This is a genomic window from Enterobacter cloacae complex sp. P18RS, assembly GCF_014982105.1.
GTDB classification, from domain to species: domain Bacteria; phylum Pseudomonadota; class Gammaproteobacteria; order Enterobacterales; family Enterobacteriaceae; genus Enterobacter; species Enterobacter hormaechei_C.
Window position 1 is genome coordinate 116812 of the sequence record NZ_JADCKV010000021.1, and the last position, 25971, is coordinate 142782.

Below are 25971 nucleotides of genomic sequence, written 5' to 3' on the forward strand. Positions count from 1 at the left end.
TGCTATGCCTCAGATTAGCCGTACCGCGCTTGTTCCCTACAGCGCGGAACAAATGTATCAGTTAGTGAACGACGTTCAGTCCTATCCGGAATTTATTCCGGGATGCACCGGTAGCCGGGTGCTGGAATCCGGCCCGACGCAGATGACTGCGGCCGTGGATGTCTCCAAAGCGGGGATCAGCAAAACGTTCACCACGCGCAATACCCTGACGAGCAATCAGAGTATTTTGATGCATCTGGTGGATGGTCCGTTTAAAAAACTGATGGGGGGGTGGAAGTTTACGCCGCTGAGCGCTGACGCCTGCCGCATTGAGTTTCATCTGGATTTTGAATTTACCAATAAGCTGATCGAACTGGCGTTTGGCCGTATCTTTAAAGAGCTGGCCTCGAATATGGTTCAGGCGTTCACCACGCGCGCCAAAGAGGTTTACAGTGTCGCATAAGATTGCTGTTGAGGTGGTGTATGCGCTGCCGGAGAAGCAGTATTTGCAGCGCGTGATGCTTGAAGAGGGTGCCACCGTTGAGGCGGCTATCCGGGCCTCCGGCATCCTTGAACTTCGCCGTGATATTGACCTGGCGAAGAATAAAGTCGGCATTTATAGCCGTCCGGTAAAGCTTGCTGATGCGCTGAAGGATGGCGATCGGGTTGAGATTTATCGCCCGCTGATTGCTGACCCGAAAGAGCTGCGCCGTCAGCGAGCGGAGAAATCGGGTAAGTAACGCTTTCTCCCCCGGTGGCGCTTCGCTTACCGGGACTACGATTCTGCGTAAGAATTCAGATACAAAAAAGGTGCTCAATGAGCACCTTTTTGCGTTGCTGACGCCTGATTATTTGGTCAGGGCAGGCTTGTTGTCGATGTTGGTCAGCACGCCGGCACTGCTGAAGGTCAGCGTCAGGGTTTGCTGGGTCACATCTTCATGACCAGGCTGCTGGCGGAATACATAGAACCAGGTGTTTGTGCCGAACGGATCGGACATCATCGGGGTTCCCAGGGCATAAGCGACCTGCTGTTGTGTCATACCCACGCGGATTTTGGACACATCGTTAGGGGTAAGGTAGTTCCCCTGGTTGATATCAGGACGGTAAACCACTTTCTCCAGAGTGGAACAGCCTGCGGTCAACATCAGAAGAACCGCTGCGGCAGCGGTCAGCGTTTTACAGCGCATAGTGATTTGATTCCTTTTCGGGCCCGAGCAGTACGCGGCTCATATGTAATATGCCGATGATAATAGACCTTGCCCCACTTTGAAACCGGTCTGGCGGCGTTTTTGTTGTTCTGTATGACCCTGAGATCCCGAAAAAGTTTATGCCGCCAGCAGTTCTTTCGCATTCGCAAGCGTATTGCGGGTGACTTCACTGCCGCCGAGCAGGCGTGCCAGCTCCTGCAAGCGTGAGCGTTTATCCAGCGGCTTCATGTGCGTTTCCGTCATTTCGCCATCGGTTTCCTTGCTGACGATAAAGTGGTGATGACCACAACCGGCGACCTGCGGCAGGTGAGTCACACACATGACCTGCGTCGATTCACCTAACTGACGCAGCAGTTTGCCGACAACGGCCGCGGTCGGGCCGCTGATACCCACATCCACTTCATCGAAAATCAACGCCGGGGTTTCCATTTTACGGGCGGTAATCACCTGAATGGCCAGGGCGATACGCGACAGTTCACCGCCGGAAGCCACTTTCGAAATCGCCTGCAAAGGCTGGCCCGGGTTGGTGGTGACGCGGAATTCTACGCGATCTGCGCCTTCCGCCGTCAGGTGATTCTCTTCAAAGCGAACATCTATGGTGAACACCCCATGCGGCATCGCCAGCGTATGCATGCTGTCGGTAATGTGCTGGCTAAGCTCCAGCGCATAGTGTTGCCGCACGTCATGCAGCCGTTTCGCCGTTTCCAGCGCCTGCTGATGATGCAGATTAACCGCCAGAGACAAGGTTTCAAGGGAATCGGCCTGATCGTCCAGCTGCTGCTGTTCCTCCAGCAGAGACTGATAGTAATTCGGCAGCTCTTCCGGGGTTACGTGATGCTTACGCGCCAGTGAAATCTGCCGGGAGATGCGTTGCTCAAGCTCGAACAGACGGTTCGGGTCGAGATCCAGACGTTCACAGTAGTGGCGCAGTTCATCCCCGGCTTCTGAAATCTGAATCGCGGCCTCTTCCAGCATTTCCAGTACGCCAGAAAGCTTATTGTCCATGCCGGTCAGTTCGGTCACAAGCTGACGCACGTTATACAGCTGGCTCTGCAAATTCACGTCTTCGCCATCCGCCAGCATATTAAGGGCAGTCTGGCTGGTGGAAAGCAGCTGACCGCTGTTGGCCAGACGCTTGTACTCTTCGTCGATTTGCTCAAATTCACCCGCCAGCGGGTTAAATTCGTTCAGCTCTTTCAGCTGATATTCCAGCAGCTCGGCGCGCGCGGTACGCTCCTGGCTTTGCTGCTGATGCTGCGCAAGTTCGCGGCAGCTTTGATGCCACTGACGATAGTGCTCCGCCATGAGTTGAGTAAGCGCGTACTCACCTGCGTAGCCATCAAGCAGGGCTTTCTGTTGTTCGGGTTTGATTAACTGCTGGTGCGCATGCTGACCATGGATCTGGATGAGCAGCTGGCCCAGCTCGCGAAGCTGGGAAAGGGGAACCGCTGTACCATTGATAAAACCGCGGGAGCGGCCATCGCTGCTGATGACGCGGCGAAGTAAACACTCACGTCCGTCTTCGAGCTGGTTCGCTTCCAGCCAGCGCAGGGCGGCAGGTGTGTCTTTCAACGAGAAGCGGGCGCAGAGATCGGCACGGGCGGCGCCTGTGCGCACCATATCCCCCTCGGCACGACCGCCGAGGCACAAGCCGAGGGCATCAATGGCAATGGATTTACCTGCACCGGTTTCTCCGGTAATCGCCGTCATTCCGCTATGGAAGTCGATCTCAAGCTCACGAACAATGGCAAAGTTGCTGATGGTCAGTTGTGCCAGCATAATTGTTTTCCTGTATGAAAAACCATAACTGTGTTTGTATACAGTATAAACTGGTTTTATATACAGTAAAGTGCTGGATGCAAAATCAGAACAATTTTTTTGACCAGCCGAGCTTGGAGCTTAATGTGTTGAAATAGCTGTAATCTTTCGGGTGAATCAGGTTCAGATGGTAATCGCAGCGGCGAATGAGGACATCTTCACCTTCCTGAATGGGGAGCGCAATCTGACTGTCGCAGCTGATCTCCAGGTCGTTACGGCGATGGGAAAAACGCAGGCGGATGGTGCTGTCGCCGTTGATCACCAGCGGACGCGCCGAGAGCGTATGCGGGAACATCGGCACCAGGGTAATGGCATCCAGCGATGGCGTCAGGATTGGGCCTCCGGCTGAAAGCGAGTAGGCAGTTGACCCCGTCGGGGTTGAAATAATCAGCCCGTCAGAACGCTGCGAGAAAGCGAAGATTTCGTCGATATAGACTTCGAACTCGATCATGTGCGCCACTTTACCGGGATGGAGAACCACCTCGTTAATGGCGGTGCTGATGCGCTTCTGGCAGTCTTGCTGACACACCTGGGCTTCCAGTAAAAACCGTTTTTCACTGATATAGTGGCCTTCCAGCACGTCCGCCAGCTGCTGCTGCGCATTGTCCGGGTCGAGGTCGGTCAGGAAACCGAGATTGCCACGGTTAATACCAATAACCTTAATATCATAGCGAGCCAGCGTTCGCGCCGCGCCCAGCATATTGCCGTCGCCACCGACCACCACGGCGAGATCCGCCTGCTGGCCAATTTCCGCCAGCGTGCCGGTTCTGACGCTTTTAAGCTGCAACTCCTGGGCGATCTGCTGCTCGACCATCACTTCATAGCCTTTACCACACAGCCAGCGATACAACATTTCATGTGTCGTCAATGCGGTAGGGTGACGCGGATGGCCGACGATCCCAATACACCTGAAATGATTATTCATTTTCTGGAGGTCCTTGTGCCTGATGAATGATGACAATCTGCCTTGTTCCCTTGAATCCAGGAAACTGATCCCCATAATAAGCGAAGTTAGCGAGATGAATGCAGAAAAACGCGGAGAAATTCATGAGTAGTAAAGAACAGAAAACGCCTGAGGGGCAAGCCCCTGAAGAAATTATCACGGAACAGCACGATGAAGTTGAGGCAGTAGAGCCAGACACGTCTGCTGAGCAGGTGGACCCGCGCGATGAAAAAATTGCCAACCTGGAAGCTCAGTTGGTAGAAGCGCAGAATCGCGAACGCGATGGCGTACTGCGTATCAAAGCGGAAATGGAAAACCTGCGCCGTCGTACCGAGCTGGACGTTGAAAAGGCGCACAAATTTGCGCTGGAGAAATTCGTCAACGAACTGCTTCCGGTGATCGACAGCCTGGATCGCGCGCTGGAAGTGGCGGATAAAGCTAACCCGGATAACGCGGCGATGATTGAAGGAATTGAGCTGACGCTGAAATCCATGCTGGATGTGGTGCGTAAGTTCGGTGTTGAAGTGATTGCCGATACGGATGTACCGCTGGATCCAAACGTTCACCAGGCCATTGCGATGGTGGAATCCGAAGACGTTGCCGCGGGTAACGTGCTGGGCGTGATGCAAAAAGGGTATACCCTGAACGGTCGTACTATTCGCGCTGCGATGGTGACCGTGGCGAAAGCGAAAGCATAACGTGCTGCCTGTAGTGCCGGGTGGCGGCGTTCGCCTTACCCGGCCTACATTTTATTCGGCAATACTTTCGCGTAGAGGCTTAACGGGCAGGACCTTCACCTGCTTAATCATGTTGTCCTGAACGTCCAGAATATCAATATCATACTGTTCAATGCGCACGCGCGTGCCTGCCGCCGGGATCTCTTCCAGCGCTTCCAGGATCATACCGTTCATCGTCCGCGCTTCGTCTTCCGGCAAATGCCAGTTGAACGCTTTATTGATTTCACGAATGTTGGCGCTGCCGTCGATAAGCACTGACCCGTCGTTTTGCGGGGTGACCTCTTCCGCAAGGGAAGGCGACATTGACGTGGTAAAGTCCCCGACAATCTCTTCCAGAATATCTTCGACCGTCACCAGCCCCTGTATGTCGCCGTATTCATCCACCACCAGGCCGACTTTCTTCTTGTTTCGCTGGAACTTCACCAGCTGCGTGCTGAGTGGGGTGCCTTCCGGCACGTAGTAAATTTCGTCGGCGGCGCGCAGCATTACCTCTTTGGTGAACTCGTTTTTCTCAGTCATCAGACGATAGGCCTCGCGCACGCGCAGCATGCTGATGGCATCGTCGAGGGAATCGCGATAGAGGACGATACGCCCGTGCGGGGAGTGTGTCAGCTGGCGGACAATGGCCTTCCAGTCGTCGTTGATATCAATCCCGACGATTTCATTGCGCGGCACCATGATGTCGTCAACGCTGACCTTTTCCAGATCCAGCACCGACAGGAGCATGTCCTGATTGCGGCGGGAGATCTGCGAGCGGGATTCATTCACGATGGTACGCAGTTCGTCTTTGCTGAGTGCGCTACTAATGGTGACGTCTGCCTTTATACCCACCATGCGCATCAGCACCCGTGTCACCATATTCAGCAGCCAGACCAGCGGCATCATCAGAATAAGCAGCGGTGCTAACAGGAAGCTGCTGGGGTAGGCGACTTTTTCCGGGTAAAGCGCCGCGATGGTTTTGGGCAGCACTTCCGCAAACACCAGCACCACAAACGTGAGCACACCTGTGGCAATCGCCACGCCTGCGTTGCCGTACAGACGCATCCCGACGATGGTGCCCAGTGCAGAAGCGAGAATATTGACCAGGTTGTTACCGATAAGCACCAGGCTAATCAGCCGGTCCGGCTTACGCAGAAGCTTTTCGACACGACGCGCGGCACGGTTACCCTGCTTGGCGCGATGACGTAACCGGTAGCGGTTCAGCGTCATCATGCCGGTTTCAGAGCCAGAGAAATAAGCGGAGATGACCACCATGATGACCAGAATGACGATCAGCGTGGTGGTAGAGATGTGTTCCAGGGGGAACTCCTTTTGTTACTTAGCCAGCAAATTGCTGTATGAAGCGGCTACCAAAATAGGCAAGCGTGAGAATGCCCGCACCCGCTACGTTGAACCAGACCACGCGACGACCGCGCCAGCCTTCATGATAATGGCCCCATAACAGGACAATATAGACAAACCACGCGATGATGGAGAGGACCGCTTTATCGATATTCTCCACGCTGAACAGGTTCTTCATATAAAACAAGCCCGTGCACAGCGTCAGCGTCAGCAGAACCACACCGACCTGGGTGATGTGGAACATCTTACGCTCAATTACCATCAGCGGCGGCATTTCGTGGTTAAACGCCAGCTTTTTATTTTTCAGCTGGTAGTCAATCCAGGCGAGCTGCATGGCGTAAAGGGCGGCGATGATCAACGTCGCGTAGGAGAACAGCGACAGACCAATATGCACCAGCATCCCCGGCGTGGCTTCCAGGTGAGTAATAAACTCATTGGGCATGAACGTGGCTAACGCCAGGTTGATCAGCGCAAAGGCGTAGACTATCGGCAGCAGCAGCCAGCCACGGTTTTTAGACGCGACAATGGTCATGACCGTACAGATCATCAGGCTGACCAGCGAGCCGACGTTCAGTACGCTCAGATTTTGCACGCTGCCGTCGCCGGGAATGATCCGTGATTCCAGCGCAAACGCGTGGCTAATCAGTGCGATCACTGCCGAAAGAATAGCCATGCGCCGCCAGCCGCTGTTTTTTTGCAGCAGGCCAGGAATGATCAGCGCGAGGCTGACAGAGTAGGCAACAAGGGCGATCAGTGCGAAAACAGGCATATAGGCGTCGACAGTTGTCTTAATAAGAAAGAGAAGCAGTATAACGTTACGTGACGCCTGCTCCAACCGTTGCATAACAACAAAGGCGCCTTCATGTTATACTCCGGCAAAATTCTGTGTATGTGTCGCCCAGGCGACCTAACGTTTCTACCCCAGGCGAGAGACAATGTTTGATAATTTAACCGATCGTTTGTCGCGCACGCTGCGCAACATCAGCGGCCGTGGACGCCTCACCGAAGAGAACATCAAGGAAACGCTGCGCGAAGTGCGCATGGCGCTGCTGGAAGCAGACGTCGCGTTGCCGGTCGTGCGTGATTTTATCAACCGCGTGAAAGAGAAAGCGGTTGGCCATGAAGTGAACAAGAGCCTGACTCCGGGTCAGGAGTTCGTCAAAATCGTCCGTAACGAGCTGGTTTCGGCGATGGGCGAAGAGAACCAGGTGCTAAACCTGGCGGCTCAGCCGCCGGCCGTCGTGCTGATGGCGGGTCTGCAAGGTGCGGGTAAAACTACCAGCGTCGGTAAGCTGGGGAAATTCCTGCGCGAAAAGCACAAGAAAAAGGTGCTGGTGGTGTCGGCGGACGTGTATCGCCCGGCGGCGATCAAACAGCTGGAAACGTTGGCCGAGCAGGTTGGCGTAGACTTCTTCCCGTCCGACGTGGCGCAGAAGCCTGTCGATATCGTTAACGCGGCGCTGAAAGAGGCGAAGCTGAAATTCTACGACGTGCTGCTGGTGGATACCGCCGGTCGTCTGCACGTTGACGAAGCGATGATGGACGAAATCAAGCAGGTGCATGCCTCTATCAATCCGGTAGAGACCCTGTTTGTTGTTGACGCCATGACCGGTCAGGATGCGGCGAACACCGCAAAAGCGTTTAACGAAGCCCTGCCGTTAACCGGCGTGGTGCTGACCAAAGTCGACGGCGATGCCCGCGGCGGTGCGGCGCTCTCTATTCGTCATATCACCGGTAAGCCAATCAAGTTCCTCGGCGTGGGCGAGAAAACCGAAGCGCTGGAGCCGTTCCATCCGGATCGTATTGCCTCCCGTATCCTCGGCATGGGCGACGTGCTGTCGCTGATCGAAGATATTGAAAGCAAGGTTGACCGCGCGCAGGCGGAAAAACTCGCCAGCAAGCTGAAAAAGGGTGACGGTTTCGATCTGACCGACTTCCTTGAGCAGCTGCGTCAGATGAAAAACATGGGCGGCATGGCAAGCCTGATGGGCAAACTGCCAGGCATGGGCCAGATCCCGGACAACGTCAAATCCCAGATGGATGACAAAGTGCTGGTGCGTATGGAGGCCATCATCAACTCGATGACGCTGAAAGAGCGCGCGAAGCCAGAAATCATCAAAGGTTCCCGTAAACGCCGTATCGCAGCCGGTTGCGGCATGCAGGTGCAGGACGTTAACCGCCTTCTGAAACAGTTTGACGACATGCAGCGCATGATGAAGAAAATGAAGAAAGGCGGCATGGCGAAGATGATGCGCGGCATGAAAGGCATGATGCCTCCCGGTTTTCCTGGGCGTTAATCGCTTTTGAGATTGCTTTTTGCCCGAAAATGAGTAAAATTTTCGGGCTTTTAATATGACACCCGGGCTCCGTTCCTCGATGGGGCCCGGTTGTTTTATTCACACAAGAGGATGTTATGGTAACTATTCGTTTAGCTCGTCACGGCGCTAAAAAGCGTCCGTTCTACCAGGTTGTTGTGACTGACAGCCGTAATGCACGCAACGGTCGCTTCATCGAGCGCGTTGGTTTCTTCAACCCACTGGCCGCTGGCGCAGAAGAAGAAACCCGTCTGGATCTGGATCGTATCGCTCACTGGGTTGGCCAGGGCGCTACTGTTTCCGATCGCGTTGCTACGCTGATCAAAGCAGCAAACAAAGCAGCTTAATCTGTCACGGTGGTCATGATGAGCAATAAAGCACCTGTTGAACCGATCGTATTGGGAAAAATGGGTTCTTGCTACGGTATCCGTGGTTGGCTCAGAGTGTTTTCCTCCACTGAAGACGCTGATAGCATTTTTAATTACCAGCCCTGGTTTATCCAGAAAGCCGGTAAGTGGGAAGAGGTCGAGCTGGAAAGCTGGCGTCACCACAATCAGGACATCATCATCAAGCTGAAAGGCATTGACGATCGTGATGCCGCGAATGCGCTGACTAATTGTGAAATTGTCGTGGATTCGTCGCAGTTGCCACAGCTGGAAGAGGGTGACTACTACTGGAAAGACCTTATGGGTTGCCAGGTAGTGACCACTGAAGGCTACAGCCTGGGGAAAGTCATCGACATGATGGAAACCGGGTCAAATGACGTTCTCGTCATTAAGGCAAACCTGAAAGATGCATTTGGCATCAAGGAGCGGTTGGTTCCGTTCCTCGATGGACAGGTTATCAAGAAAGTCGATCTCACTACTCAAACCATTGAAGTAGATTGGGATCCTGGTTTTTAAATTCTCCGGATAAACGGTAAAAGACGGCGCTATGTGGATTGGCATAATTAGCCTGTTTCCTGAAATGTTCCGCGCGATTACCGATTACGGGGTAACTGGCCGGGCAGTAAAGAATGGCCTGCTGAGCATCCAGAGCTGGAGTCCTCGTGACTTCACGCACGACCGGCACCGTACCGTGGACGATCGTCCTTACGGCGGCGGACCGGGGATGTTGATGATGGTGCAACCCTTACGGGACGCCATTCACACAGCAAAAGCCGCGGCAGGTGAAGGCGCGAAGGTGATTTATCTTTCACCTCAGGGACGCAAGCTTGATCAAGCGGGCGTGAGCGAACTGGCGACGAATCAAAAGCTGATTCTGGTCTGTGGTCGCTACGAAGGGATAGATGAGCGTGTAATTCAAACCGAGATTGACGAAGAATGGTCTATCGGCGATTACGTTCTCAGCGGTGGTGAGTTACCAGCAATGACGCTGATTGACTCCGTTGCCCGGTTCATTCCGGGTGTACTGGGCCATGAAGCTTCGGCAACGGAAGATTCGTTTGCCGATGGATTGCTGGACTGTCCACACTATACTCGTCCTGAAGTGTTAGAAGGGATGGAAGTCCCGGCAGTATTACTGTCTGGAAACCATGCCGAGATACGTCGCTGGCGTTTGAAGCAGTCGCTGGGCCGAACCTGGCTTAGAAGACCTGAACTTCTGGAAAACCTGGCTCTGACTGAAGAGCAAGCAAAGTTGCTGGCCGAGTTCAAAACTGAACACGTGCACCAGCAGCATGAACATGATGGGAATGCGTAATACGCACCCGAATATCAGTTTACCCAGGATAAGAGATTAAATTATGAGCAACATTATTAAGCAACTTGAACAAGAGCAGATGAAGCAGGACGTACCTTCCTTCCGTCCAGGTGACACCGTGGAAGTGAAAGTATGGGTTGTTGAAGGTTCCAAAAAACGTCTGCAGGCATTCGAGGGCGTGGTTATCGCTATTCGTAACCGCGGTCTGCACTCTGCATTCACTGTTCGTAAAATTTCCAACGGCGAAGGCGTTGAGCGTGTCTTCCAGACTCACTCTCCGGTAGTTGACAGCATTGCTGTTAAACGTCGTGGTGCTGTACGTAAAGCTAAACTGTACTACCTGCGTGAGCGTACTGGTAAGTCTGCTCGTATTAAAGAGCGTCTGAACTAAGATTCGCTTAAGCGACATCCTGTTAGAAAGGGCTGGCCGAAAGGCTGGCCCTTTTTTTATCCCATCGCACCTCTCGCGTTAACCCTTCCGTCATAAATCATTTACAATGTTCGCCTCTTGGGTGGAGGGTAAGTGGATAACGTACTGCATCAGCGTAACTGGAAACGCGCAGCGGCATTGACCGCGCTGTTTGCGATCCTGCTGATCGTCGTGGCGCCGCTGATCTCCGTCTCGCTGCAAAAAGATCCCATGAGCGCCATGCCGGGTATGCACCATGACATGAGCATGATGTCGATGGACGAGCATCATGGTGATATGCCGCATTCTATGCCAGTTGACCATGCGGAAGCATGCGGCTACTGCGTGCTGTTAGCGCATGTGCCGGGCGTGATGCTGGCGCTTATCGTTCTGCTCAGCGTGGTGTTGCAGCGGCTGCGCGTGAAACCGCCTCGTCAGGCGGTCAGCCACTGGCACTTTTTCCCCTGGCTTTACCCCGATACCCGCGCGCCGCCGCGTCGGTCTGCTTTCTCCCTTTAAAACAAAATCACTCACTTTTTGCCTTAAAAAGGAAAAGTATGACTACCTGCACTCCGCGCGCGGCATGGGGAAACCTGCTGCGTCGCCTCCATTTCTATATCGGGCTGTTTGTCGGTCCGTTTATCTTCTTCGCAGCGCTGACCGGAACACTGTATGTCGCCACGCCGCAGCTTGAAAAGGCGCTGTACCATCATGCACTCCACACGGATGCCGTGGGTGAGGCGCAGCCTCTTGCTGAACAAATTGCCGTGGCGGAAAAGGCCGTGGGTTCAGCGCTGCGTTTACATGCTGTACGTCCGGGGCTGGAAGAGGGCGAAACGACCCGCGTGATGTTTGCCGACCCGGCGCTGGGTCCCTCCGAGCATCGGGCTATTTTTATTGATCCCACCAGCCTTGAGATTCGAGGGGATATGACCGTGTACGGCACCAGCGGGATTTTACCGCTGCGTCAGACTATCGATTATCTGCATACCTCGCTGATGCTGGGCAACATCGGGCGCCTCTATAGCGAGTTAGCCGCCTCGTGGATGTGGGTTGCTGCCCTGGGCGGGATCGCGCTGTGGTTCTACACCCGACCGAAGCGCCGTATTAACAATCGTTTCCAGAATCGTCGCCGCCTGCATGTGATCTTAGGCTGGACGTTACTGGCGGGAATGCTGCTGTTCTCAGTCACCGGGTTAACCTGGTCACAATGGGCCGGTGGCAACGTCGATAAGCTGCGTGCAGAGATGAACTGGCTGACGCCGCAGGTAAACACCACCCTTTCCGGTGCGCCGGAAATGAGGGATGAACACGCCGAACATCGTGGTCATCACGGGGGAATGACGATGCCTGAAATGCCAGTCAAACTGTCGCTTTTTGACAACGTATTGCAGGTCGCCCGCCAGTCAGGGATTGATGCGAACAACGTTGAGATCCGTCCGGCAAGCAGGGCCGACCAGGCCTGGACGGTGACGGAAATCGATCGCCGCTGGCCAACGCAGGTTGATGCCGTTGCCGTGGATCCCCACTCACTGAAGGTGCTGGACAGCACTCGCTTCGGGGATTTCCCGCTGATGGCTAAACTCACCCGCTGGGGCGTGGATTTCCATATGGGGATCATGTTTGGTCTGGCAAATCAGCTGCTGCTCATCGCGTTTGGCGTTGCGCTGTGTGTGTTAATTATCTGGGGATACCGGATGTGGTGGATGCGTCGCCCTGCAACGTCAGCCGCTAACCCGGTACAGACGCTCTGTCAAAGCTGGCTGGCATTGCCGCTGTGGGGAAGGGGAGTGACGTTCCTGATAAGCCTCCTGCTGGGGCTGGCGTTGCCGGTAATGGGCGTCAGTCTGGCGGTCTTTATTGTGATTGACTGGCTGCGCTGGCGAGCAGGTTCAGGCGTGTCGCTCGCCGGAACAGCCGTTAAATAGCCTTAAGGCGTGCTGATGACTACCGCAACCCGGCGGTTTTCAGCTCGCCCCTGCGCAGTGCGGTTGCTGCTGACAGGGTATTTTTTGCCTAAGCCCCGCGTAGTGAGATTGCTGCGCGGGATATTCGCGCCCTTCGCCCAGGCATCCGCCACAACATTGGCACGTTTTAACGAAAGCGCTTCGTTGTAGCTCTCTTCGCCATAGTTATCCGTATGGCCATCCATCCTGGCGTGGTTCAGACCGGTTGCCGCCAGGCGTGAGGCCATAGTCTGGATCTGCGTTTCACTTTCCGGGCGCAGCCTGGCGTCATTTTTATCAAACAGGATCTTATCCGACAGGCCCAGAGACCAGTCGCCATTCAGTTCGTTAAAGCCGTAGGATTTCATGGCCGCAATTTGCTCTGGCGTGAATTTCCCTTCAGGGGATGACTGGCATCCGGACATTACCAGTGATGCCAGTATTAACGGCGCAAAGTATCGCTTTAACATATCGTCTTCCTTTCAGGATATTGTTTTCGAACGCTGGTTTTTGACCAGATACATATTGCGATCGGCTTGCTCCAGTAATGCTTCAACGGAGGCATTTTCCCACGCCAGAGCAAAGCCAATGCTGAGGGACATTGATGCTGTGTGCCCGTTATGCAGATCAAACGGACGGATAAATTGCTGCGACAGAGCAGCGCAAATAAATTCGACCTCACGTGCGGTGTGGACGCCGTAAAGGATCATGGCAAATTCATCGCCGCCAAGACGGTAAGACTGATGACGTTTTTCGCCAAACTCGACCATCCTTTTGGCGGCTTCGATCAGTACGCAGTCACCCGCGGCATGACCCCAGGTGTCATTGATAACCTTAAAGTTATCACCGTCCAGGAAGAGCAGGGCAGAATTGGTTTTTGCTGAAGCGTCGTTCATTAATGCCGCAATGTTGTTGCGAAACGCGGCGCGGTTTGCAAGCCCCGTGAGCGGATCGTGCATGGCGGTACGCAACAGTTGAGCGTTTTTCGCCTGTAGCTTGAGCTGCCACTCTTCCATTTCATCCAGCAGGCTGTTGAAGTCTTCACCAAACTGGTGGAACTCTTCAATGCGGCCTTCCGTTACCCGGCGAGAGAAGTTGCGGTTAGTGCGAACGTCATGCACAACGTCAGTGATGTTTTGCATTTCAACAACCATGCCATGATGTAGCGAGCGAGTGATGGTCAATGCGACGGCAGAGGCAAAAAGAATGCAGCCGGTGAGGACCGCAAATGAGAGCCAGATAAAGTGGCTAATCAGGCTGTCTCGCGCGGTCAGACGAATTTCGCCAATCACATTGCCGTTATGTATGATGGGCTGTGCGACAGGAACAGGGAACAACCACCGGTTGACCAGCGCGCCCAGCGTGTCGGTATTATCCGCCGGGTTCCATGACCACCAGGCAAACCGTTTATGATGTGCGTTAAGCACTTCCGCCACGGCGAACTGCCCCTGCTTGCCGAGGGTCGCCAGCGTTTCATTTGCCGCCACGGCATCGTTGAACACCAGAGAGGCTTCAAGGCTGTGGCTCATGGTGGCGCCGGTAAGTTCGAGGTTTTTTTGCGCGTATTGCTTTAATGTCACCACGGAAGCGAAACACAGCAGCAACCATATAAACGTCATCGTTATAATGACGCTTATCATGCTGATTCGTCGCAACGTTCTTTTAAACGTCGGACGCGGTGTTGGTGCGACTTCCTTATTCATGCTTCTTATTCCGTGCGAGCATTAATACATCCGGATTGACTCTTACGCCACTGCGCGCCAGCGCATCCAGATTTACGGAAAACCTGACGAGGTTGTGCTCTATTATCAGACAAAATGCGCTGCCAATAACGCATTCAGGATTTTGTTCTGACATTAATAGCAACGCCTGGCCCTGATATTGATTTATTATTTCCTGTTGTTTTGCCGGCGACTCGCTCCCGAAATAGAGGGCATCACACCTTGCTGCGAGTGCTTCCCGATCGCTATGCACAATGACAGGACTATAGGGCAACGGGTTGTGTTCATCTTCACTGCTGAGCGCCTGTCTGTAATGGGAAGAGGCATAAATACAGAGCTTAGGCTGGCCGGACAGTGCTGGCCATCGGGTGTAGCTCACAATGCCAGAAACAATCGAACGTACTGATTTATCCGTTTCCGTGAACGAGCCTGCCGTTGCAGGGGCTACTAAAATGAACAGTATTAGCACCAGGGGGAGTCGGAGCAAAGCGATCAAGATTGCATTTCTCATCAGAATCCGCCAAACCGCCCCGGAAATAGATGTCCTTAAGAATTGTCGGCAGAATACCATTGTTTATCAAAGCCGTCATTATGTCAGAAATATCCCTGTTTTGACCTAAGCTAAATCTTACAGTGAGCTATATTCAGAGGAATTAAGGCAGGCTCAATTAAGCCTGCTGGAACGCATACTTTCATCCAATCCTTGTTGCCAGGATTCATGCAGTTTTACTGCATTTTCAGTTGCATCGCAGCTGGCAGGAAATGATTTGCCCGCTAATCCCCAGGCGTGAATAAAGCCCTCTTCGCATATTTTTTTCTGTCCGTCAGCGTAGCCACGAAGATATTCCGCTCGATCAACCTGAGGGTCATTAAAACTATCGGCCAGAGCCTGGTTATCTTTAACCGGAACACCATTCATAGCGTCTTCTTTACCGGCCGTGAACCAGTCCGGTCTGGTCCAGTTAGGCTGAAAAGTATAAGGATTGATCTGGCAACCCGACAAAATCAGCGACAACAACATAAAAGCAATTGAACGCATGGCTATTCTCCTTTTTGTGAGCATAGCCTGGCTTACAGGCGTGCGTGTGTAATTTTAACTTTACGATTTTAGGCCATTATTTTTGCAATTAAAGGGTTGGTGTAAAGTAATGTGTACGTATTTTGGATTGAAATCTTTACTTAATGTGATATCGTTGTGTCACCTCTTCGAGGAAAACCACTATCGCAAACGAGTTTGACAGGATCGCAATCATGCAAAAAGACGCGCTGAACAACGTACATATCACTGACGAACAGGTGTTAATCACCCCGGATCAACTGAAGGCGGAATTCCCGCTGAGCGTCGCGCAGGAAGCTCAGATTGAGCACTCGCGCCAGACCATTTCTGACATTATCGCTGGCCGCGATCCGCGCCTGCTGGTGGTATGTGGTCCTTGCTCTATTCACGATCCTGAAACCGCCATTGAGTACGCTCGTCGATTTAAAGCATTAGCGGAGGAGGTCAGCGATAGCCTCTATCTGGTGATGCGCGTCTATTTTGAGAAGCCACGTACGACCGTTGGCTGGAAAGGGTTGATCAACGATCCGCACATGGATGGCTCGTTTGATGTGGAAGCCGGCCTGAAGATTGCGCGTCGCCTGCTGGTAGAGCTGGTCAGCATGGGGCTGCCGCTGGCAACCGAAGCGCTGGATCCGAACAGCCCGCAGTACCTGGGCGATCTGTTTAGCTGGTCTGCGATTGGGGCGCGCACCACCGAGTCACAAACCCACCGCGAGATGGCGTCTGGCCTGTCTATGCCGGTTGGTTTTAAAAACGGTACCGACGGCAGCCTGGCCACGGCGATTAACGCCATGCGCGCCGCCGCCATGCCCCATCGTTTTGTCGGGATCAACCAGGCGGGCCAGGTATGCCTGCTGCAAACGCAGGGCAACCCGGACGGGCATGTGATCCTGCGCGGTGGTAAAGCGCCAAACTACAGCCCGGCGGATGTCGCGCAGTGTGAAAAAGAGATGGAACAGGCGGGACTGCGTCCGGCGCTGATGGTAGATTGCAGTCATGGTAATTCGAATAAAGATTACCGTCGCCAGCCTGCGGTTGCAGAATCTGTGATTGCTCAGATTAAAGATGGCAACCGTTCAATTATCGGCCTGATGATTGAAAGTAATATTCATGAAGGCAATCAGTCATCGGAACAGCCGCGTAGCGCGATGAAGCCCGGCGTCTCGGTCACCGATGCCTGCATTAGCTGGGAAACCACCGATGCGCTGCTGCGTGAGATCCACAAAGATTTGAACGGCCAGCTGGCGACGCGTCTGGCATAAGAGGGTAGTTATGGTTGCTGAATTGACCGCATTACGCGATCAAATTGATGAAGTGGATAAGGCGTTGCTGGATCTTCTGGCGCGCCGCATGGCACTGGTTGCTGAGGTCGGCGAGGTTAAAAGTAAATACGGACTGCCGATTTACGTTCCGGAGCGCGAGGCCACTATGCTCGCCTCCCGCCGTAAAGAGGCGCAGGCCCTGGGCGTATCACCTGATTTGATTGAGGACGTCCTGCGTCGCGTGATGCGCGAGTCCTATTCCAGCGAAAACGACAAGGGCTTCAAAACCCTCTGTCCGTCGCTGCGCCCGGTGGTTATCGTCGGTGGTGGCGGGCAGATGGGGCGTCTGTTTGAGAAAATGCTGACGCTTTCTGGCTATCAGGTGCGTATTCTGGAGAAAGAGGACTGGTCGCACGCGCCGGAGCTGATGAAAGACGCCGGAATGGTTATCGTCAGCGTGCCGATCCATGTGACGGAGCAAATAATCGCGAAACTTCCTCCGCTGCCGGAAGATTGCATACTGGTGGACCTGGCCTCCGTTAAAAATGGTCCGTTACAGGCAATGCTAGCGGCGCACACTGGCCCCGTGCTTGGGTTACACCCGATGTTTGGCCCGGACAGCGGAAGCCTGGCGAAGCAGGTAGTGGTTTACTGTGACGGACGGCAGCCGGAAGCCTACCAGTGGTTCCTGGAACAGATCCAGGTCTGGGGAGCACGTTTGCACCGCATTAGCGCGGTAGAGCATGACCAGAACATGGCGTTTATTCAGGCGCTGCGCCACTTTGCAACCTTCGCCTATGGGCTGCACCTGGCGGAAGAGAACGTTCAGCTTGAACAATTGCTGGCGCTTTCCTCGCCAATCTATCGTCTGGAGCTGGCGATGGTCGGGCGACTGTTTGCCCAGGATCCGCAGCTTTACGCCGACATCATCATGTCGTCTGAAAATAATCTGGCGCTGATCAAGCGCTATTATCAGCGTTTTGGCGAAGCGATCACCTTGCTGGAACACGGCGATAAACAAGCCTTTATCGACAGTTTCCGTAAAGTGGAGCACTGGTTCGGTGATTACGCCACGCGATTCCAGAGTGAAAGCCGCACGCTGTTGCGCCAGGCAAATGACAGTCGCCAGTAATGCGATGATGTATATACTGAAAGCCAGCATTGCTGGCTTTTTTCATTTTGGGGAACTGTCATGGCTGAACCGCAGCTGCTGTTGAACTATACCGGGCATCTGCCCGAATGCCCGACGTGGAGTGCAGAAGAGAAGGCGCTCTACTGGGCGGATATCCTGGAAGGGGAGATCCATCGGTACCATCTGCCCACCGCAGAGCACTCGGTGCTCTCATTCCATGAAGAAGTTGGGTGTTTTGCCCTGCGTGAACGCGGCGGATTTATCGTCGCGATGCGAAACGCCATCTGGCTGACCGATAAGCACGGCCTGCTACAGCGTAAAGTTTGCGATAACCCATCCAACCCGCAGCTTGCACGCTTTAACGATGGCGGTACCGAGCATCAGGGACGGTTTTATGCGGGCACCTTCTGGGGGCCGGGAGATTATAACGGCGCCATGCTGATGCGTATTGACAACGACCTGACGCCGAAAGTGATCCAGTGCGATATTCACGGGCATAACGGTTTAGCGTTTAGTCCTGACAAACGATGGATGTTTACTTCTGATACGCCGAACGGTGTGATCTACCGTACGCCGCTTGATGAGCAGGGGGAACCCGGTAAGCGCGAAGAGTTTCGCCGGTTTAGCGAGGGAGAAGGTATGCCCGACGGAGCGGCAATGGACGAGGAAGGCTGCTACTGGAGCGCACTGTTTGACGGCTGGCGTATCGCACGGTTTTCACCGCAAGGCGAACAGCTGGAAGAGTACCGGCTGCCGGTACGCTGCCCGACAATGGTCTGCTTTGGCGGCGACGATATGAAAACGCTGTTTATCACCACCACGCGGGAAAATATGGAGGCGGAGGAGCTGGCGAAATATCCGCTTTCCGGTGCCATCTTCACCCTGCCTGTAAATGTGGCAGGGATGAAGAAAAGCCGCTTTATCGAACGTTAAGCCGGATCGACCGGGACCACGTTTTCGCTCGGATAGCAGCCCAGCACTTTCATGGAGCGTGTGATCTCGCCCAGTTCGCGCAGGGCTTTCTGCATGGACGCAGACTCCAGGTTGGCCTGAACGTCGAGATAAAACATTTCTTCCCACGGGTTGCCATGTATTGGGCGGGATTCCAGCTTCGTCATGATCAGGTTGTGATTACGCAGCACCAGCAGCGCTTCAACCAGCGCACCCGCCTGCTGGCCGGTCGCCATCAGCAGGGTGGTTTTCGCCGGGACCTGGTCCGACACGTTGATGGCCTTGCGGGCCAGAACCACGAAACGGGTGATATTCTGCGTCTGGTTGGCCAGATTGCGTTCCAGCACCTGTAAGCCATACAGCGCGCCGCCCGCTTCGCTACCGAGAGCCGCGACGGCAGAAGAGTTTGCCTGCGCCACTTTTTCCATCGCCGCCGAGGTGCTTTCGGTGTATTCAATTTTCCAGTGCGGATAACGGTTCAGGAACTGGCTGCACTGCTGGAACGGCTGCGGGTGGCTGTACACCGTTTCGATCTGACTCAGATCGGTTGAGCCAGAGACCAGCACGCAGTGATCGATAGGGATAGTCAACTCGCCGACTAACGACAGGCTGGTGTGCTGGAGCAGATCGTAAACATCGTTGATGGCGCCGGAACTGGTGTTCTCAATAGGCACCACGGCGTAATCTGCCTGGCCGGTTTCGACCTGGTTGAAAATGTCTGCAAATTTCGCGCAGCCGCTCTCAATAAACTCTTCGAAATGGCGGGCTGCGTACTGGCGAGCTGCCAGGTGAGAATAGGACCCTTTCGGGCCGAGGAAAGCGATACGAGCAGAGTGCGGGTTGGTTTTGTTCAGATGCTGCTGGAGCAGGGCTTGTTGCGTCAGAACGGAGTCTTCGATGATGAGCTGGAACAGGCGGGTGATGTAGTGCGCATCCAGATGATGCGCTTTGCCGAGTTGAATCAACCGTTCCAGTAAATCACGTTCGCGATCGATATCGCGCACCGGCCGATGGGACTCGAGCTTGGCTTTGCCCACTTCAACGGCGAGCGCGCGGCGTTCTGCCAGCAGGGCCAGTAATTTTTCGTCGAGTGCACTGATTTTTACGCGTAAATCCAGGAGCGGGTTTTCCGGTGTCATAGTGTTGTCTGTCTCATTTTATCGTTATCAATAAAAAAGGCCTCCCGGTGTGGGAGGCCTTGTTGTTCGTCTTCGCATTCTTTATCACACGACGAAACGCCTCCCGGTCAGGGGAAGGTAAAAAAGAATGCGAAGAAAAACGGTGTCTGTTTCATAAAGTCATCCTGAAATTGATAGGGTTAAAGTACCTGCACTGTTTTGATCCTGTCAATAAAAAACGCGCCCGAAGGCGCGTTGTCGGTACACTCAATTTTAGAGGATTACTCTTCTTCAACTTCTTCCGCGAAGCTGGCGTCTTTCACCGAGGTTGCGGCGCGACGTGCTTCACCTTTGTGTTGCACTTTATTGAGCTGCCGTTCCAGCTTGTTGATCAAATCGTTAATTGCGGTGTACATATCCTCGTGTTTTGCGCTGGCGACCAGATGGCCGTTTGGAGTATTGATAGTTGCATCAGCGATGAAACCCTGCGGCTCCTTGGACAGGATGATATGTGGATTAATCAAATGTGTTTGCCATTTATCCAGTTTGGCGAGACGGTCTGCGACGTGCTGGCGGATTGCCGGAGTAATTTCCATTTGTTTACTGGTAATGTTCATTGTCATAAATTTTACCTCTTGTCTTTCCGTCTTGGTGATCCCAGCATACCCGACCTAATGTCAAAATGTGTGATTTAGATCACGTTATTTTGTCGGTTTTTGTCAGGGAATCTTTTTTGTGAGGCAGGGCAGGAAGAGGTGAGATTTACCTTGTCGAAGCCAACAATTGCGGTCATAGTTGAATGGATGTGTTGAAGCTAAACCGCTTCAGCGTAAGTCTGAAAGAATAAAAAAACGGCAGCCCGCGGGCTGCCGTTATGCATTGTAGCGGTATCAGGTGTTGCTGCTGTTCGCGGCGATGATTTTCGCCACTTTGTCAGCCTGAGCCGTCATCTGCATCTGGCGATACGCATTCTCCATCAGCTTCAGGCCATCACGCGTGGCCTGGGTATCCGGATAATCACGCAGCATGCCTTCTACACGGTTAACCACGGCAACCCATGCGCCACGGCGGGTGTAGTATTCCGCAACGGAGTACTCATATTTCGCCAGACGATCTTTCAGGAACACCAGACGCTTAGTGGCATCGGTAATGTACTGGCTGTTCGGGTAGCTACGCACCAGCTTGGAGAAGTCATTGAAAGCATCACGCGCATGTTGCGGGTCACGGTCGGAACGATCCACCCCGAAGAAGCCCTGCAATGCACTATCATCCAGCGCCATGTTAGTCAGGCCGCGCATGTACATCACGTAATCGATGTTAGGATGGGTAGGGTTCAGACGCATGAAACGATCGATCGTTGCCTGAGCCAGCGGCAGATCGGCATTTTTGTAGTAGGCGTAGATAAGATCTAACTGTACCTGCTGCGAATACGGGCCAAACGGATAGCGATTATCCAACGCTTCCAGTTGCGTTATCGCCTGTTTCCAGTTACCGTCCTGCAACTTTTGTTGTGCAGTCGCATAGATTTCATTCGGCGGATTGTCAGGGACCTGTTCATTCGAACCGGAGCAGCCCACCAAAGCCAGGCTCAACGTGGCCGCTGCCACCAGATATTTCATGCGCGTCATGACGTTTTGACTTTCCTCAAATGTTTGTCCGGGAGAAACTCAGTTCCTGCTCCCGATTAAGACCAGCTACAATAGCACACTATATTAAACGGCAAAGCCGTAAAACCCAACGTTAAACGAAGAAGCAGTTTATGGCACAACGAGTAGAACTCACCGCAACAGTCTCCGAAAATCAGCTCGGTCAACGCTTAGATCAGGCTTTGGCCGAATTGTTCCCTGATTATTCGCGTTCACGCATAAAAGAATGGATCCTTGACCAGCGCGTGCTGGTAAACGGCAAGATCTGGGACAAACCAAAAGAGAAAGTGTTTGGTGGGGAAGCTGTCGCCATCAATGCTGAAATCGAAGAGGAAGTCCGCTTCGAGCCGCAGGATATCCCGCTGGATATCGTCTACGAAGATGACGATATTCTGATCATCAACAAGCCGCGCGACTTTGTTGTTCATCCGGGCGCGGGCAATCCTGACGGTACGGTACTTAACGCTCTCCTTCATTATTATCCGCCGATTGCCGACGTACCGCGTGCCGGTATCGTTCACCGTCTGGATAAAGACACCACGGGTCTGATGGTGGTGGCGAAGACGGTCCCAGCTCAGACTCGCCTGGTGGAATCTTTGCAATTGCGCGAAATTACCCGTGAATATGAAGCGGTGGCGATTGGTCATATGACCTCTGGCGGCACGGTGGAAGAGCCTATCAGCCGTCACCCAACCAAGCGTACGCATATGTCCGTACACCCGATGGGTAAACCGGCGGTAACCCACTACCGCATCATGGAACATTTCCGTATTCATACGCGCCTGCGTCTGCGCCTGGAAACCGGGCGTACTCACCAGATCCGCGTGCACATGGCGCATATTACCCATCCGCTGGTGGGTGACCCGGTTTACGGCGGTCGTCCGCGTCCACCAAAGGGCGCATCGGATGAATTCATCTCCGTGCTGCGTAAATTCGATCGCCAGGCGCTGCATGCGACGATGCTGCGTCTTTATCACCCAATTACTGGAATTCAGATGGAATGGCATGCGCCGATCCCACAGGATATGGTGGAACTTATCGACGCGATGCGCGCAGATTTCGAAGAACATAAGGATCACGTGGACTGGTTATGACCAAACTGATTGTCCCGGCGTGGCCACTGCCTGAAGGCGTGGCCGCCTGTAGTTCAACCCGTATCGGTGGCGTGAGCCAGGGCGCGTGGGAGTCTCTGAACCTCGGTGCGCACTGTGGCGATAACCTGGAGCACGTTGAAGAGAACCGTAAACGCCTCTTTGCTGCGGGAAACCTTCCTTCAAAACCGGTCTGGCTTGAGCAGGTGCACGGTAAAGCGGTGCTGAAGCTGACGGGGGAGCCCTATGCGTCTAAGCGCGCCGATGCTTCGTACAGCAATACGCCGGGAACGGTTTGCGCGGTGATGACTGCTGATTGCCTGCCGGTGTTGTTCTGCAATAAGGCAGGAACTGAAGTGGCTGCTGCCCACGCCGGATGGCGAGGCCTGTGCGAAGGCGTGCTGGAAGAGACCGTTGCCTGCTTCCATGACGATTCTGCAAATCTCATCGCCTGGCTTGGCCCGGCGATTGGCCCGCAGGCGTTTGAGGTCGGGCCCGAAGTGCGCGATGCCTTTATGGAAAAAGATCCGCAAGCGGTCGAAGCGTTTGTGGCTTCCGGAGATAAATATCTGGCCGATATTTATCAGCTTGCCCGCCAGCGCCTGAATAACGTCGGCGTGACCCACATCTTCGGCGGAGATCGCTGTACCTTCACCGAAAAGGGTGATTTTTTCTCCTATCGCCGCGACAAGACGACAGGTCGTATGGCAAGTTTCATTTGGCTGATATAACCTAAAGAATCAAGACGATCCGGTACGCGCCGTTTTCTTTTCACATAATTCAGGTTATTAACCTTGAATAATTGAGGGATGACCTCATTTAATCTCCAGTAGCAAATTTGACCTGTTATGGGAGGAGTTATGCGTCTGGATCGTCTTACTAATAAATTCCAGCTTGCTCTCGCCGATGCCCAGTCCCTCGCACTGGGGCACGACAACCAATTTATCGAACCTCTTCATTTAATGAGCGCCTTGCTGAATCAGGAAGGGGGATCGGTACGTCCTTTATTAACGTCCGCTGGCATTAATGCCGGCCAGTTACGCACCGCCATCGATCAGGCGCTGAGCCGTTTACCGCAGGTAGAAGGTACCGGCGGCGACGTGCAGCCGTCGCAGGATCTGGTGCGCGTGCTGAACCTTTGCGACAAGCTGGCGCAAAAACGTGGGGACAACTTTATTTCGTCAGAGCTGTTTGTTCTGGCGGCGCTTGAATCACGCGGTACCTTAACCGACCTGCTGAAATCCGCCGGTGCAACCACCGCTAATGTGACCCAGGCGATTGAGAAAATGCGCGGAGGTGAAAGCGTGAACGACCAGGGAGCCGAAGACCAACGTCAGGCTTTGAAGAAATTTACGGTCGACCTGACCGAACGTGCCGAGCAGGGCAAACTTGACCCGGTAATCGGCCGTGACGAAGAAATTCGTCGGACTATCCAGGTACTGCAACGTCGTACCAAAAACAACCCGGTGCTGATTGGTGAGCCTGGCGTCGGTAAAACCGCCATCGTTGAAGGGCTGGCGCAGCGTATCGTTAATGGCGAAGTGCCCGAAGGGCTGAAAGGCCGTCGCGTACTGGCGCTGGATATGGGCGCGCTGGTGGCCGGGGCGAAATACCGCGGTGAATTTGAAGAGCGTCTGAAAGGCGTGCTGAACGATCTGGCGAAACAGGAAGGTAACGTCATCCTGTTTATCGACGAACTGCACACCATGGTGGGCGCGGGTAAAGCTGACGGCGCAATGGATGCCGGGAACATGCTGAAACCTGCGCTGGCGCGTGGTGAACTTCACTGCGTCGGCGCCACTACGCTGGACGAGTATCGTCAGTACATTGAAAAAGATGCCGCGCTGGAGCGTCGCTTCCAGAAGGTGTTTGTCGCTGAACCAAGCGTTGAAGATACCATCGCCATTTTGCGTGGTCTGAAAGAGCGTTATGAGCTGCACCATCACGTGCAGATCACTGACCCGGCCATCGTTGCGGCGGCGACGCTTTCGCATCGTTACATTGCCGACCGTCAGTTGCCGGATAAAGCCATCGACCTTATCGATGAAGCGGCGTCCAGCATCCGTATGCAGATTGACTCGAAACCGGAAGAGCTGGACCGACTCGATCGCCGCATTATCCAGCTCAAGCTGGAACAGCAGGCGCTGAACAAAGAGTCTGATGAAGCGAGTAAGAAACGCCTCGATATGCTTAACGAAGAACTGGACGAGAAAGAGCGTCAGTATTCTGAGCTGGAAGAAGAGTGGAAAGCTGAGAAAGCCTCCCTCTCTGGCACCCAGACAATCAAGGCGGAGCTGGAGCAGGCGAAAATTGCCATTGAGCAGGCCCGTCGCGTAGGAGATCTGGCGCGGATGTCCGAGCTACAGTACGGCAAGATCCCTGAGCTGGAAAAACAGCTAGAGATTGCCACGCAGTCGGAAGGCAAAACCATGCGTCTGTTGCGTAATAAAGTGACGGATGCCGAGATTGCCGAAGTGCTGGCGCGCTGGACGGGCATTCCTGTGGCTCGCATGATGGAAAGCGAACGTGAGAAACTGCTGCGTATGGAGCAGGATCTGCATCAGCGCGTCATTGGACAGAACGAAGCGGTCGAAGCGGTATCTAACGCCATTCGTCGTAGCCGTGCGGGGCTGTCCGATCCGAATCGTCCAATCGGCTCGTTCCTTTTCCTGGGGCCAACCGGTGTCGGTAAAACCGAGCTGTGTAAAGCGCTGGCTAACTTTATGTTCGACAGCGATGACGCGATGGTGCGTATCGATATGTCCGAGTTTATGGAGAAACACTCCGTCTCGCGTCTGGTCGGTGCGCCTCCGGGATATGTCGGTTATGAAGAGGGCGGTTACCTGACGGAAGCGGTTCGTCGTCGTCCTTATTCCGTCATCCTGCTGGATGAAGTGGAAAAGGCTCATCCTGACGTGTTTAACATTCTGTTGCAGGTGCTGGATGATGGGCGTCTGACGGACGGGCAGGGAAGAACGGTCGACTTCCGTAACTCGGTGGTGATCATGACCTCGAACCTGGGTTCCGATTTGATTCAGGAACGCTTCGGTGAGCTGGATTACAGCCATATGAAAGATCTTGTGCTGGGTGTGGTCAGCCAAAACTTCCGTCCGGAGTTCATCAACCGTATTGATGAAGTGGTCGTGTTCCATCCGCTGGGCGAGAAACACATCGCGTCGATTGCGCTGATCCAGTTGCAGCGTCTGTACAAACGTCTGGAAGAGCGTGGGTATGAAATCCACATTTCCGACGATGCGCTGAAACTGCTGAGCGAGAATGGTTACGATCCTGTTTATGGTGCGCGTCCGTTAAAACGTGCTATCCAGCAGCAGATCGAAAACCCGCTGGCACAGCAAATCCTCTCTGGGGAGCTGGTTCCGGGCAAAGTTATTCGTCTGGAAGCCAACGACGATCGCATTGTGGCAGTGCAGTAAGTCACAAAACGCAAAAACGGGCCGCTTGCGGCTCGTTTTTGTTTAAAAACCAGGCGAAAATTGAGGTCTGGGATGTGATTTGCCTGGAAAATGAGCGGTCAGTAAATAATTTTCACTTTATCCTTGCAGGTTCGGAATTACTCCCTATAATGCGCCTCC

General features: G+C 53.8%; 29 protein-coding genes and 1 other annotated feature. Of the genes, 16 read left to right on the forward strand and 13 right to left on the reverse strand.

The genetic code is table 11. The features are described 5' to 3' along the window. The first annotated feature begins 4 nt into the window (after window positions 1-4). A complete protein-coding gene (locus tag INF61_RS17005) occupies window positions 5-442 on the forward strand; it encodes a type II toxin-antitoxin system RatA family toxin (RefSeq protein ID WP_003863117.1) in 438 nt (145 codons plus the stop codon). Continuing rightward, a complete protein-coding gene (locus tag INF61_RS17010; RefSeq protein ID WP_017383006.1) occupies window positions 432-719 on the forward strand; it encodes an RnfH family protein in 288 nt (95 codons plus the stop codon). Before INF61_RS17005 ends, INF61_RS17010 begins: the two co-directional genes overlap by 11 nt. A gap of 108 nt (window positions 720-827) precedes the next feature. Here the strand turns inward: INF61_RS17010 and bamE are convergent, their stop codons facing one another. The 3 genes from bamE to nadK all read right to left on the reverse strand — a co-directional run bounded on the left by bamE (window position 828) and on the right by nadK (window position 3930). Continuing rightward, entirely contained in the window at window positions 828-1166 is a 339-nt protein-coding gene (gene bamE, locus INF61_RS17015) for an outer membrane protein assembly factor BamE (RefSeq protein ID WP_003863121.1), read from the reverse strand. A gap of 138 nt (window positions 1167-1304) precedes the next feature. After that, entirely contained in the window at window positions 1305-2966 is a 1662-nt protein-coding gene (recN, locus tag INF61_RS17020; protein ID WP_193547937.1) for a DNA repair protein RecN, read from the reverse strand. An 85-nt stretch (window positions 2967-3051) separates the two neighbouring features. Beyond that, complete coding sequence (nadK, locus tag INF61_RS17025; protein ID WP_017383004.1) at window positions 3052-3930, reverse strand: NAD(+) kinase; 879 nt, start codon at window positions 3928-3930, stop codon at window positions 3052-3054. Window positions 3931-4052: 122 nt separating this feature from the next. On the opposite strand from nadK, the gene grpE reads away from it, so the two are divergent. Further along, window positions 4053-4646: a nucleotide exchange factor GrpE gene (gene grpE / locus INF61_RS17030; RefSeq protein ID WP_003863126.1), complete on the forward strand. Its 594-nt coding sequence runs from the start codon at window positions 4053-4055 to the stop codon at window positions 4644-4646. Between the two features lie 51 nt (window positions 4647-4697). On the opposite strand, the gene INF61_RS17035 is transcribed toward grpE, so the two are convergent. Then, on the reverse strand, window positions 4698-5984 hold the full coding sequence (locus INF61_RS17035; RefSeq protein WP_026094274.1) for an HlyC/CorC family transporter: 1287 nt from the start codon (window positions 5982-5984) through the stop codon (window positions 4698-4700). A gap of 19 nt (window positions 5985-6003) precedes the next feature. Next, a complete protein-coding gene (locus INF61_RS17040) occupies window positions 6004-6795 on the reverse strand; it encodes an inner membrane protein YpjD (RefSeq protein WP_014832951.1) in 792 nt (263 codons plus the stop codon). A 166-nt stretch (window positions 6796-6961) separates the two neighbouring features. On the opposite strand from INF61_RS17040, the gene ffh reads away from it, so the two are divergent. From ffh to INF61_RS17075, 7 genes are all read left to right on the forward strand, one after another. Further along, on the forward strand, window positions 6962-8323 hold the full coding sequence (gene ffh, locus INF61_RS17045) for a signal recognition particle protein (protein WP_003863132.1): 1362 nt from the start codon (window positions 6962-6964) through the stop codon (window positions 8321-8323). A 116-nt stretch (window positions 8324-8439) separates the two neighbouring features. After that, the gene (gene rpsP / locus INF61_RS17050; protein WP_003863133.1) at window positions 8440-8688 is read left to right on the forward strand and encodes a 30S ribosomal protein S16; all 249 of its coding nucleotides are present in this window, start codon (window positions 8440-8442) and stop codon (window positions 8686-8688) included. A gap of 15 nt (window positions 8689-8703) precedes the next feature. Next, window positions 8704-9243, forward strand: a complete 540-nt coding sequence (rimM, locus tag INF61_RS17055) for a ribosome maturation factor RimM (RefSeq protein ID WP_015571575.1) — start codon at window positions 8704-8706, stop codon at window positions 9241-9243. A 31-nt stretch (window positions 9244-9274) separates the two neighbouring features. Continuing rightward, complete coding sequence (gene trmD, locus INF61_RS17060; RefSeq protein WP_015571574.1) at window positions 9275-10042, forward strand: tRNA (guanosine(37)-N1)-methyltransferase TrmD; 768 nt, start codon at window positions 9275-9277, stop codon at window positions 10040-10042. Between the two features lie 43 nt (window positions 10043-10085). Next, on the forward strand, window positions 10086-10433 hold the full coding sequence (gene rplS / locus INF61_RS17065) for a 50S ribosomal protein L19 (RefSeq protein WP_002914145.1): 348 nt from the start codon (window positions 10086-10088) through the stop codon (window positions 10431-10433). A gap of 132 nt (window positions 10434-10565) precedes the next feature. Further along, window positions 10566-10970 carry a DUF2946 domain-containing protein gene (locus INF61_RS17070; RefSeq protein ID WP_023304265.1) on the forward strand — a complete coding sequence of 135 codons (405 nt, stop codon included), beginning with the start codon at window positions 10566-10568 and terminating at the stop codon, window positions 10968-10970. Between the two features lie 38 nt (window positions 10971-11008). After that, window positions 11009-12379, forward strand: a complete 1371-nt coding sequence (locus tag INF61_RS17075; protein ID WP_193547938.1) for a PepSY-associated TM helix domain-containing protein — start codon at window positions 11009-11011, stop codon at window positions 12377-12379. 2 nt (window positions 12380-12381) lie between these two features. On the opposite strand, the gene INF61_RS17080 is transcribed toward INF61_RS17075, so the two are convergent. The 4 genes from INF61_RS17080 to INF61_RS17095 form a co-directional block, all read right to left on the reverse strand. Further along, window positions 12382-12867, reverse strand: a complete 486-nt coding sequence (locus tag INF61_RS17080) for an OmpA family protein (RefSeq protein WP_017382956.1) — start codon at window positions 12865-12867, stop codon at window positions 12382-12384. 12 nt (window positions 12868-12879) lie between these two features. Beyond that, window positions 12880-14100: a diguanylate cyclase DgcN gene (gene dgcN / locus INF61_RS17085; protein ID WP_017692859.1), complete on the reverse strand. Its 1221-nt coding sequence runs from the start codon at window positions 14098-14100 to the stop codon at window positions 12880-12882. Continuing rightward, complete coding sequence (locus tag INF61_RS17090) at window positions 14093-14629, reverse strand: YfiR family protein (RefSeq protein ID WP_015571570.1); 537 nt, start codon at window positions 14627-14629, stop codon at window positions 14093-14095. The genes dgcN and INF61_RS17090 overlap by 8 nt, the downstream gene beginning before the upstream one ends. 153 nt (window positions 14630-14782) lie before the next feature. After that, entirely contained in the window at window positions 14783-15157 is a 375-nt protein-coding gene (locus INF61_RS17095) for a DUF2799 domain-containing protein (RefSeq protein WP_032619209.1), read from the reverse strand. 212 nt (window positions 15158-15369) lie between these two features. Here INF61_RS17095 and aroF point away from each other — a divergent pair, with 212 nt between their 5' ends. From aroF to INF61_RS17110, 3 genes are read left to right on the forward strand one after another with little or no spacing between them, the layout of a single operon-like run. After that, window positions 15370-16440 (forward strand): 3-deoxy-7-phosphoheptulonate synthase AroF, encoded by a 1071-nt coding sequence (aroF, locus tag INF61_RS17100; protein ID WP_006811632.1) that lies wholly within the window; start codon window positions 15370-15372, stop codon window positions 16438-16440. A gap of 10 nt (window positions 16441-16450) precedes the next feature. Further along, window positions 16451-17572, forward strand: coding sequence for a bifunctional chorismate mutase/prephenate dehydrogenase (gene tyrA, locus INF61_RS17105; RefSeq protein ID WP_049133915.1), 1122 nt, complete (start codon window positions 16451-16453; stop codon window positions 17570-17572). A gap of 60 nt (window positions 17573-17632) precedes the next feature. Next, window positions 17633-18505: an SMP-30/gluconolactonase/LRE family protein gene (locus INF61_RS17110; RefSeq protein ID WP_193547939.1), complete on the forward strand. Its 873-nt coding sequence runs from the start codon at window positions 17633-17635 to the stop codon at window positions 18503-18505. Here the strand turns inward: INF61_RS17110 and pheA are convergent. The 4 genes from pheA to bamD form a co-directional block, all read right to left on the reverse strand. Beyond that, entirely contained in the window at window positions 18502-19662 is a 1161-nt protein-coding gene (pheA, locus tag INF61_RS17115) for a bifunctional chorismate mutase/prephenate dehydratase (RefSeq protein ID WP_015571567.1), read from the reverse strand. The genes INF61_RS17110 and pheA overlap by 4 nt on opposite strands. Before the next feature lie 30 nt (window positions 19663-19692). Continuing rightward, window positions 19693-19818, reverse strand: a sequence feature (Phe leader region). After that, complete coding sequence (gene pheL, locus INF61_RS17120) at window positions 19770-19817, reverse strand: pheA operon leader peptide PheL (protein WP_100229775.1); 48 nt, start codon at window positions 19815-19817, stop codon at window positions 19770-19772. (Overlaps the previous feature by 48 nt.) 104 nt (window positions 19819-19922) lie before the next feature. Continuing rightward, window positions 19923-20264, reverse strand: a complete 342-nt coding sequence (raiA, locus tag INF61_RS17125; RefSeq protein WP_003863162.1) for a ribosome-associated translation inhibitor RaiA — start codon at window positions 20262-20264, stop codon at window positions 19923-19925. A 267-nt stretch (window positions 20265-20531) separates the two neighbouring features. Continuing rightward, window positions 20532-21269: an outer membrane protein assembly factor BamD gene (gene bamD / locus INF61_RS17130; protein ID WP_003863164.1), complete on the reverse strand. Its 738-nt coding sequence runs from the start codon at window positions 21267-21269 to the stop codon at window positions 20532-20534. Between the two features lie 131 nt (window positions 21270-21400). Between bamD and rluD the strand changes: the two genes are divergently transcribed. The 3 genes from rluD (at window position 21401) to clpB (ending at window position 25812) form a co-directional block, all read left to right on the forward strand. Then, on the forward strand, window positions 21401-22381 hold the full coding sequence (gene rluD, locus INF61_RS17135) for a 23S rRNA pseudouridine(1911/1915/1917) synthase RluD (protein ID WP_193042585.1): 981 nt from the start codon (window positions 21401-21403) through the stop codon (window positions 22379-22381). Continuing rightward, window positions 22378-23109, forward strand: coding sequence for a purine nucleoside phosphorylase YfiH (gene yfiH, locus INF61_RS17140; RefSeq protein WP_045339950.1), 732 nt, complete (start codon window positions 22378-22380; stop codon window positions 23107-23109). The genes rluD and yfiH overlap by 4 nt, the downstream gene beginning before the upstream one ends. Before the next feature lie 129 nt (window positions 23110-23238). Beyond that, entirely contained in the window at window positions 23239-25812 is a 2574-nt protein-coding gene (gene clpB / locus INF61_RS17145) for an ATP-dependent chaperone ClpB (protein ID WP_193547940.1), read from the forward strand. Window positions 25813-25971: the final 159 nt, after the last annotated feature.